Below are 9,523 nucleotides of genomic sequence, written 5' to 3'. Positions count from 1 at the left end.
CCGAGGTGGGCATGCGGCCGCCCGCGCTCTACGACACGGAGCTCGCGGGGCGGCTGGCCGGCTTCGACCGGGTGAACCTGGCGACCATGGTCGAGCGGCTGCTGGGCCAAGGGCTGGCCAAGGGCCACGGCGCCGCCGACTGGTCCAAGCGCCCGCTGCCCGCCGAGTGGCTCAACTACGCCGCGCTGGACGTGGAATTGCTCATCGAGCTGCGCGCGGCGATCTCCGACGAGCTCGCCGGACAGGGCAAAACCGGTTGGGCCGCAGAGGAATTCGACTACCTGCGCGAGGTGGGCGCCCGGGACGCCGCCCCGGTGGTGAAGCGGGACCGCTGGCGGCGTACGTCGGGCATCCACCGGGTGCGCGACCCGCGGGGCCTGGCGGCGGTCCGCGAGCTGTGGACCGCGCGCGACCGCATCGCCCAGCGCCGCGACATCGCGCCGAGGCGGGTGCTGCCGGATTCGGCGATCATCGACGCGGCCCTGGCCAACCCGAAGACGGTCGAGGACCTGGTCGCGTTGCCGGTGTTCGGGGGGCGCAACCAGCGCCGCAGCGCCGAGGTCTGGCTGGCGGCGCTGGAGGCGGCCCGGCAAACCCAGGACCCGCCCGACGAGGCCGAGGCGCCCAACGGTCCGCCGCCGCCGTCCCGGTGGGCCCGGCGCAAACCGGAGGCCGCCGCGCGGCTGGAGGCGGCCCGGGCCGCGCTGGGCGAAGTGTCGGAGCGGGTGCACGTCCCCACCGAGAACCTGGTCGCGCCCGACCTGGTGCGACGGCTGTGCTGGGACTGGGACACCCTCAAGCAAGGATCACCGGACCCCGACGAGGCCGTCGACGCGTTCCTGCGCGCCGGGCAGGCGCGGGCCTGGCAGCGGGGGCTGGTGGACCCGGTGTTGGCCCGGGCGTTGCAGCCGCCGGAAGACGACGACGACCGCTGAGTGTGAATCGTGGGCATTGCGTGTGAGCCCTGGGCGGAAAAATCGGCGAGATCCCGCCGCCACGTCACACCGAAAGCCGTGAGCGCACACGGAAAGCCCTGAATGCACTCGCGACGACGACTAGTCCAGGTGCTCCCGGATCTCGGCCTCGGTGACGGCGGCGCCCAGCGCCGCCACCCAACCGGTGATGCGGCGGGCGATGTCCTGGTCGGTCAGCCCGAAATCGGCGAGCACCTCACCGCGCGAGGCGTGCTCGTAGAACTGCTGCGGCAGCCCGACGTCGCGGCAGGGCGTGTCGATCTCGGCGCGGCGCAGCGCGGCCGACACCGCGGACCCCACGCCGCCGTTGACGCCGTTGTCCTCGCACGTGACGACGAGCTTGTGCTGGGCCGCCAGCTCGACGACGCCGTCGGACGCCGGCAGCACCCAGCGCGGGTCGATCACCGTCACGCCGATGCCCTGGTTGTGCAGCCGCTTGGCCACCTGCAACGCCATCGGCACGAACGCGCCGACGCCGACGAGCAGCACGTCGTGGTTCAACCCTTCGGCGGGCAGCGCGAGCACGTCCACCCCGGACCGACGCTCGATGGCCGGAATGTCTTCGCCCACATCGCCTTTGGGGAAGCGCAGGGCCGTCGGGCCGTCATCGACGTCCAGGGCCTCGCCGAGTTCTTCGCGCAGCCGGGTCGCGTCGCGCGGCGCGGCCACCCGGATGCCGGGCACGATGTTCAGCATCGACAGGTCCCACATGCCGTTGTGGCTGGCGCCGTCGGAGCCGGTGATCCCGGCCCGGTCCAGCACCATGGTGACGGGCAGCTGGTGCAGCGCCACGTCCATCATGATCTGGTCGAAGGCCCGGTTGAGGAACGTCGAATAGATGGCCACCACCGGGTGCATGCCGCCCATCGCGAGGCCGGCCGCCGACGTCATCGCGTGCTGCTCGGCGATGCCGACGTCGAACAGGCGATCCGGGAACTGTTGGCCGAACGCCGTCAGCCCGGTGGGGCCGGGCATGGCGGCGGTGATCGCGACGATGTCGCGGCGCTTGCGGGCGTAGCCGATGAGCGCGTCGGAGAAGGTGGCCGTCCAGCCGGGTCCGGCGATCTTGGTGGCCTGGCCGGTGGCCGGGTCGATCACGCCGCAGGAATGCATCTGCTCGGCCTCGTCGTCCAGGGCCGGCGCGTAGCCCATGCCCTTGCGGGTGACGACGTGCACGATCACCGGGCGCCCGAAGCCGCGGGCGTGACGCAGCGCCACCTCGACCGCGCGCTCGTCGTGCCCGTCGACCGGGCCGACGTACTTCAGGCCCAGGTCGGTGAACAGCAGCTGCGGCGACAGCGAGTCCTTGATGCCGGCCTTCACGCTGTGCATGAAGCGGTAGGCGATCTGGCCGAACAGGGGCAGCGAGCGGACCATGTCGCGGCCGCGCTCCAGCGCCTGCTCGTAGGCGGGCTGCAGCCGCAGGGTGGCCAGGTGGTCGGCGACGCCGCCGATGGTGGGCGCGTAGCTGCGGCCGTTGTCGTTGACCACGATGATCACCGGGCGCCGGGACGCGGCGATGTTGTTCAGCGCCTCCCAGCACATGCCGCCGGTGAGCGCGCCGTCCCCGACGACGGCCACCACGTGCCGGTTGCGGTGCCCGCTCAGCTCGAACGCCTTGGCCAGGCCGTCGGCGTAGGACAGTGCCGCGCTGGCGTGGCTGGACTCGACCCAGTCGTGTTCGCTCTCGGCGCGCGACGGATACCCCGACAGGCCGCCCTTCTTGCGCAGGCTCTCGAAGTCCTGGGCGCGCCCGGTCAGCATCTTGTGCACGTAGGCCTGGTGGCCGGTGTCGAAGATGATCGGGTCGTGCGGCGAGTCGAACACCCGGTGCAGCGCGAGCGTCAGCTCGACGACGCCGAGGTTGGGCCCGAGATGCCCCCCGGTCGCAGCGACCTTGTGGATCAGGAACTGCCGAATCTCGGCTGCCAGATCGCGGAGCTGCTGTTGGGAGAGGTACTGCAGATCAGCGGGCCCGCGGATCTGTTCCAGCATCCCGTCAGTCTACGCAGCTACGGCCGGATCACGACCCGACTATTGTTCCCCCCATGCGCGCCGAGGAACTCGCCGAGGACTTCCCGGTCGTGACGGTCGACTCCGACGCCCTCGACGCCGCCCGCCTGCTCGCCGAGCACCGGCTGCCCGGGATCGTCGTCACCGACGGGTCCGGCAAGCCCTCCGCGGTGCTGCCGGCCTCCCAGGTGGTCCGGTTCATCGTGCCGAAGTACGTGCAGGACGACCCCTCGTTGGCCGGCGTGCTCAACGAGTCCATGGCCGACCGCGCCGCGGACAAGCTGGGCGGAAAGACGGTCGGCGACATGCTGCCCGACCATCTGACCAACGTGCCGTGGGCGCACGCGGACGACACCATCATCGAGGTCGCCGCGGTGATGGCCCGGCTGCGCAGCCCCCTGATCGCCGTGGTCAAGGACGAGGCATTGGTGGGCGTCATCACGGCATCCCGTCTGCTGGCCGCGGCACTCAAACACTAAAAGCCTTGAGCACCCGGGACAGTCGATGAGCGTCGTCGCGATCGTCGTGTTCGTCGTCGCCTACGCGCTGATCGCCAGCGACCGCGTCAACAAGACCCTGGTCGCCCTCACCGGCGCCGCGATCGTCGTCGCCATGCCGATCATCAACTCCGACGACGTCTTCTACTCGCATGAGACCGGAATCGACTGGGACGTCATCTTTTTGCTGCTCGGCATGATGATCATCGTCAGCGTGCTGCGCCAGACCGGCGTGTTCGAGTACGTCGCGATCTGGTCCGCCAAGCGCGCCCGCGGTTCCCCCCTGCGCGTGATGATCCTGCTGGTGCTCGTCACCGCCATCGCGTCGGCCCTACTCGACAACGTCACCACGGTGTTGCTGATCGCCCCGGTGACCCTGTTGGTGTGTGACCGGCTGGCGATCAATGCCGCGCCGTTCCTGATGGCCGAGGCGTTCGCCTCGAACATCGGTGGCACGGCGACGTTGATCGGCGACCCGCCGAACATCATCATCGCCAGCAAGGGCGGCCTGACGTTCAACGACTTCCTGTTGCATCTGACGCCGCTGGTGATCATCGTGATGGCGGTCCTGATCCTGTTGCTGCCCCGCCTGTTTCGCGGTTCCTTCGCCGTCGACCCCGAGCGGGTCGCCGACGTCATGTCGCTGGAAGAGAAGGAGGCCATTCGCGATCGGCGGCTGTTGGTCGCCTGCGGCGTCGTGCTGGCGGCGGTGTTCGCGGCGTTCATCGCGCATTCGGCGCTGCACATGGAGCCCTCCATCGTCGCGCTGTTGGGCGCCGGGATCCTGATCGTGGTGTCGCGGCTGGAACATTCGGACTACCTGGCCAGCGTCGAGTGGGAGACGCTGCTGTTCTTCGCCGGGTTGTTCGTCATGGTCGGCGCGCTGGTGAAGACGGGCGTCGTCAAGCAGCTGGCGCACCTGGCGATCACCGCGACCGGCGGCAACACCCTGTTGGCCACCATGGTGATCCTGGCCGCGTCGATGTTGATCAGCGGGGTCGTCAACAACGTTCCGTACGCCGCGACGATGGCGCCCATCGTCGCCGACCTGGTGCCGGCGCTCGGGGACCACGTCAACCCCGGGGTGTTGTGGTGGGCGCTCGCGATCGGGACCGATTTCGGCGGCAATCTGACCGCCGTCGGCGCCAGCGCCAACGTCATCGTGCTAGGCCTCGCTGCGCGCGCGGACAACCCCATCTCGTTTTGGGAATTCACCCGCAAGGGCGCGGTCGTGACGGCGATCTCGGCCGCGCTGTCCGCGCTGTACCTGTGGCTGCGCTATTTCGTGTTGGCCTGAATAATTCGCACCGAGACTGCGTGTAGATCGCCCGAAACGCCTTGGGGCACACTCTGAGCGCAGTCTCGACGCGGAAATGGACTCAAAGCGTCAGCAGCGCGACGCATTCGGTGTGGTGGGTCAGCGGGAACGCGTCGAACACCCTGATCTTCTCGACGGCGTAGCCATGGCCGCGGTAGAGGCCGATGTCGCGCGCGAAAGACGCTGCCTCGCAGCCGATGTGGACCACGCGCGGCACCCCGGCCGCGGCAAGCAGGTCGATGACGTCGCGCCCGGCACCGGCGCGCGGCGGATCCAGCACGGCGACGTCCGCTTTGCCGCGCTGCGAAGTCAGCGCCCGGCGGACCGAGTCGGTGACGACGTCGACCTGCGGCAGGTCGGACAGCGCGGTCCGCGCGGCCCGCGTCGCCGAGCGCGAGGTGTCGACGGTCATCACCCGTCCCGACTCCCCCACCGCGTCGGCGAGCGCGGCGGCGAAAACGCCGGCGCCGCCGTAGAGGTCCCACACGGTCATGCCGGCGGCGGGTTGCGCCCAGTCGACGACGAGGCCGCTGTACACCCCGGCCGCGTCCCGGTGGGCCTGCCAGAACGCGGTGACCGGCACCCGCCAGGACCGCGCGCCCACCCGCTGCACCGCCTCGTAGTTGCCCTCCGCCACGGCGGTCGCGGTTTGCCCGCCGTGGCGCAGGGTGCGCACCACGTGGCGCCGGCCGTCGTCGTCGACGGCCACGTGCAGCTGCGCGCCCGCGGGCCAATCCGCATCCGCCAGCCCGTCCAGCATTCCCGGCGGCAGCTGCGCGCAGCGCAGGTCGGTCACCAGCTCGTCGCTGTGGTAGCGGTGGAAGCCGGGCCGGCAGTCCGCGCCCACGTCCAGCCGCACCCGGGTGCGCCAACCGGTGGGGCCGCAATCCGACAGCGGTTGGGCGCCCGCCTCGGCGCCGCTCCACTGGTGTCCGCCCAGCCGCTGTAGCTGATTGGCCACCACGTGCGCCTTGAGTGCGCGGGCCGCCTCCGGCGCGGCGAACGCCAGGTCGCAGCAGCCGGCGCCGCCGACCCCGGCGATGGGGCACAGCGGATCGACCCGATCGGCCGACGGCTCGATCACCTCGAGAGCCTCTGCGTGCCAATAGGATCCGCGCTCGGCGGTGACCCGCGCCCGCACCCGTTCGCCGGGCAGCGCATAGCGGACGAACACGACCCGGCCCTCATGATGCGCCACGCAGCTGCCCCCGTTGGCCGGGGCGCCGGTCACCAGCGTCAGCGTGTTGGGATTCAATGCAGTGCTCAGTCGAAGATTCCGCGTCGGGCATCGCCGGGCGCGGCGTGCGGCTGGAACGCCTTGAGCCGCTCCGACGAATTCAATTGCCACGGAACGGAAGTCACCATCACGTTGGGCTCGAACAGCAATCTGCCCTTGAGCCGCAGCGCGCTTTGGTTGTGCAGCACCTGCTCCCACCAGTGGCCCACCACGTACTCGGGGATGAACACCGTCACCACGGTCCGCGGCGAATCCTTGCTGACACGTTTGACGTAATCGACTATCGGCCGGGTGATTTCACGGTAGGGCGAGGCAATGACCTTGAGTGGCACACTGATGTCGCTTTCCTCCCACTTGTGCACCAGGTCGCGGGTTTCGGCGTCGTCGACGCTGACGGTGAGCGCCTCGAGGGAGTCCGGGCGGGTGGCGCGCGCGTAGGCCAGCGCACGCAGCGTCGGCAGGTGCAGCTTCGACACCAGCACCAGGGCATGGTTGCGGCTGGGCAGGACGACGTCGTGCTGGGCGGCCTCCTGCTCTTCCAACTCCCGGCTGACGGTGTGGTAGTGCTTGCGGATCAGCTTCATGATCAAGAACAGCAGGCCCATCGCGAAGAGGGCGATCCACGCGCCCGCGACGAACTTGGTGATGAGGACGACCAGCAGCACCGCACCGGTGCAGATCAGCCCGACCGTGTTGACCACCCGCGAGCGCATCATCTTGCGCCGCATCCGCGGGTCGGTCTCGGTGCGCAGCAACCGGGTCCAGTGCCGGACCATGCCGATCTGACTCAGCGTGAACGAAATGAACACGCCGACGATGTAGAGCTGGATCAGCGCGGTCACCTCGGCGCGGAACGCGATGATCGCCAGCAGCGCGGCCCCTGAGAGGAACAGGATCCCGTTGGAGAACGCCAACCGGTCGCCGCGCGTGTGCAACTGGCGCGGCAGGTAACTGTGCTGCGCCAGAACCGAACCCAGCACCGGGAACCCGTTGAACGCGGTGTTGGCCGCCAGCACCAGGATCAGCGCGGTGACCGTGGCGATCAGCAGGAACCCGATGTGGAAGCTGCCGAACACGGTCTCGGCCAGCTGGGTGACCAACGTCTTCTGGTAGTAGTTCGGCGGGGCACCGCCCAGCTGCGTCGCGGGATCCTCGACGAGCTGGACGCCGATCTTCTCGGCCAGCACGATGATGCCCATCAGCAGGGTCACCGCGATCGCGCCCAGCATCGTCAGCGTCGTCGCCGCGTTGCGCGACTTGGGTTTCTGAAAGGCCGGCACCCCGTTGCTGATCGCCTCGACACCCGTCAGCGCCGCGCAGCCCGAGGAGAACGACCGCGCCACCAGGAACGCCAACGCCAAACCGACGACCTGGCCGTGCTCGGCATGCATCTGGAAACCGGCGGACTCGGCCCGCAGCGGGTTGCCCAGCACGAAGATCCGGAACAGGCCCCACCCGATCATGGCGAGCACCCCGATGATGAACGCGTAGGTCGGGATGGCGAACGCCACCCCGGACTCGCGGATCCCGCGCAGGTTCAGGGCCATCACCACCAGGATGGCACCCACACAGAACAGCACCTTGTGATGCGCCACGACGGGGATCGCCGAGCCGATGTTGGACATCGCCGACGCCGTCGAAACCGCAACGGTGAGAACGTAATCCACCATCAGGGCGCTGGCCACGACGAGACCGGCGGTGTCGCCGAGGTTGGTGGTCACCACCTCGTAGTCGCCGCCGCCGGACGGGTAGGCGTGCACGTTCTGGCGGTAGCTGGCGACCACGACCAGCATCACCGCGGCCACGGCCAGACCGATCCAGGGCGTCAGCGCGTAGGCCGTGACCCCGGCGACCGAGAGCATCAGGAAAACTTCCTCGGGGGCATAGGCCACCGACGACAGCGCATCGGAGGCGAACACCGGCAAGGCGATCCGTTTGGGCAGCAGTGTGTGACTCAGCCGGTCGCTGCGTTGGGGCCGGCCGATGAGCAGCCGGCGCGCAGCGGTCGAAAGTTTGGACACGAGAGCCAAGAGTAAGCCCACCCGGGCTTGCTAGCGTTCCGTAGGCAACAATGTTCGTCGACGGGCCGAATCCGCCGGGAGGACCTCAAGTGCGCGTGGTTGTGATGGGTTGCGGCCGGGTGGGCTCGTCGCTGGCCGACGGGCTCTCCCGAATCGGCCACGACGTGGCGGTCATCGACCGCGACAGCACCGCGTTCAACCGGCTCAGCCCCGAGTTTGCCGGCGAGCGGGTGCTGGGCCAGGGCTTCGACCGGGACGTCCTGCTGCGGGCCGGCGTCGAGGGCGCCGACGCCTTCGCGGCGGTGTCGTCCGGCGACAACTCCAACATCATCTCGGCCCGGCTGGCCCGGGAGACCTTCGGTGTCGGGCGCGTCGTCGCCCGGATCTACGACGCGAAACGCGCCGAGGTCTACGAGCGCCTCGGGATTCCCACCATCGCCACGGTGCCGTGGACCACCGACCGCCTGCTCAACCTGCTCACCCGGGAAGGCGAGACCGCCAAGTGGCGCGACCCGACCGGCACCGTCGCCGTGGCCGAGGTCGACCTGCACGAGGATTGGGTGGGGCACCGCGCCACCGAGCTGGAGCAGGCCACCGGCGCGCGCGTCGCGTTCGTCATCCGGTTCGGCACGGGCGTGTTGCCGGAGCCGAAGACGGTCATCCAGGCCGGCGATCAGGTTTACATCGCCGCGATTTCTGGTCGCGCCGCCGAGGCGGTGGCCATCGCGGCGTTGCCGCCCAGTGAGGACCTCGAGGCGGGAGCCGTCAAGTGAAAGTAGCCGTCGCCGGGGCGGGCGCGGTCGGCCGCTCGGTCACTCGCGAGCTCGTCGAGAACGACCACGACGTCACGCTGATCGAACGCAACCCCGACCACGTCGACGTCGACGCCATCCCGGCCGCGCACTGGCGCCTGGGCGACACCTGCGAGCTGAGCCTGCTGCAGTCGATACACCTGGAGGACTTCGACGTCGTCGTCGCCGCGACCGGGGACGACAAGGTCAACGTGGTGCTGTCCCTGTTGGCCAAGACGGAGTTCGCCGTGCCGCGGGTGGTGGCCCGGGTCAACGACCCGCGCAACGAATGGCTCTTCACCGACGCGTGGGGCGTGGACGTGGCGGTGTCCACGCCGCGGATGCTGGCCTCGCTGATCGAGGAGGCCGTGGCCGTCGGTGATCTGGTGCGGCTCATGGAATTCCGCCGCGGCCAGGCCAACCTGGTCGAGATCACCCTTCCCGACGACACGCCGTGGGGCGGCAAGCCGGTGCGCCGGCTGCAGCTGCCGCGTGACGTCGCGCTGGTGACGATCCTGCGCGGCCCGCGGGTGATCGTGCCGGAGGCCGACGAGCCGCTCGAGGGCGGCGACGAACTGCTTTTCGTCGCGGTCACCGAGGCCGAGGAGGAACTGCAGAAGCTGCTGCTGCCGGAAGCGGAGCCGGCAGGCTAATTGCGTTCAGTGTGAATCC

General features: G+C 69.7%; 8 protein-coding genes. 5 read left to right on the top strand and 3 right to left on the bottom strand.

Features of this window, described 5'->3' with window-relative positions; translation table 11 throughout:
* A partial coding sequence (locus A9X00_RS09215) for an HRDC domain-containing protein (RefSeq protein ID WP_067152177.1) occupies nt 1–935 on the top strand: 935 nt, incomplete at its 5' end.
* A gap of 120 nt (nt 936–1,055) precedes the next feature.
* Here the strand turns inward: A9X00_RS09215 and dxs are convergent.
* Entirely contained in the window at nt 1,056–2,969 is a 1,914-nt protein-coding gene (gene dxs / locus A9X00_RS09210; protein WP_067152174.1) for a 1-deoxy-D-xylulose-5-phosphate synthase, read from the bottom strand.
* Nucleotides 2,970–3,022: 53 nt separating this feature from the next.
* Here dxs and A9X00_RS09205 point away from each other — a divergent pair, with 53 nt between their 5' ends.
* A complete protein-coding gene (locus A9X00_RS09205) occupies nt 3,023–3,466 on the top strand; it encodes a CBS domain-containing protein (protein ID WP_067152172.1) in 444 nt (147 codons plus the stop codon).
* A gap of 25 nt (nt 3,467–3,491) precedes the next feature.
* Nucleotides 3,492–4,781, top strand: coding sequence for an SLC13 family permease (locus A9X00_RS09200; protein ID WP_067152170.1), 1,290 nt, complete (start codon nt 3,492–3,494; stop codon nt 4,779–4,781).
* An 82-nt stretch (nt 4,782–4,863) separates the two neighbouring features.
* Here the strand turns inward: A9X00_RS09200 and A9X00_RS09195 are convergent, their stop codons facing one another.
* Both A9X00_RS09195 and A9X00_RS09190 read right to left on the bottom strand, forming a co-directional pair.
* On the bottom strand, nt 4,864–6,069 hold the full coding sequence (locus tag A9X00_RS09195; RefSeq protein WP_156772006.1) for a class I SAM-dependent RNA methyltransferase: 1,206 nt from the start codon (nt 6,067–6,069) through the stop codon (nt 4,864–4,866).
* Nucleotides 6,066–8,060, bottom strand: coding sequence for an APC family permease (locus A9X00_RS09190; RefSeq protein WP_067152168.1), 1,995 nt, complete (start codon nt 8,058–8,060; stop codon nt 6,066–6,068). The genes A9X00_RS09195 and A9X00_RS09190 overlap by 4 nt, the downstream gene beginning before the upstream one ends.
* Before the next feature lie 89 nt (nt 8,061–8,149).
* Between A9X00_RS09190 and A9X00_RS09185 the strand changes: the two genes are divergently transcribed.
* Both A9X00_RS09185 and A9X00_RS09180 read left to right on the top strand, forming a co-directional pair.
* Nucleotides 8,150–8,833 (top strand): TrkA family potassium uptake protein, encoded by a 684-nt coding sequence (locus A9X00_RS09185; RefSeq protein WP_067152166.1) that lies wholly within the window; start codon nt 8,150–8,152, stop codon nt 8,831–8,833.
* A complete protein-coding gene (locus A9X00_RS09180) occupies nt 8,830–9,504 on the top strand; it encodes a TrkA family potassium uptake protein (protein ID WP_067152164.1) in 675 nt (224 codons plus the stop codon). The genes A9X00_RS09185 and A9X00_RS09180 overlap by 4 nt, the downstream gene beginning before the upstream one ends.
* Nucleotides 9,505–9,523 lie beyond the last annotated feature (19 nt).

Origin of the sequence: Mycobacterium sp. 1245805.9, assembly GCF_001672915.1 — a bacterium.
Taxonomy (GTDB): domain Bacteria; phylum Actinomycetota; class Actinomycetes; order Mycobacteriales; family Mycobacteriaceae; genus Mycobacterium.
Note: the sequence above shows the minus strand (reverse complement) of the source record. Positions and strands in the feature narration are given on the sequence as shown.

What these genes read in the sequence shown, in the direction of transcription:
- A9X00_RS09200 (WP_067152170.1), top strand. Translation starts at nt 3,492, where the DNA reads ATGAGCGTCGTCGCGATCGTCGTGTTCGTCGTCGCCTACGCGCTGATC.
- dxs (WP_067152174.1), bottom strand. Translation starts at nt 2,969, where the DNA reads ATGCTGGAACAGATCCGCGGGCCCGCTGATCTGCAGTACCTCTCCCAA.
- A9X00_RS09205 (WP_067152172.1), top strand. Translation starts at nt 3,023, where the DNA reads ATGCGCGCCGAGGAACTCGCCGAGGACTTCCCGGTCGTGACGGTCGAC.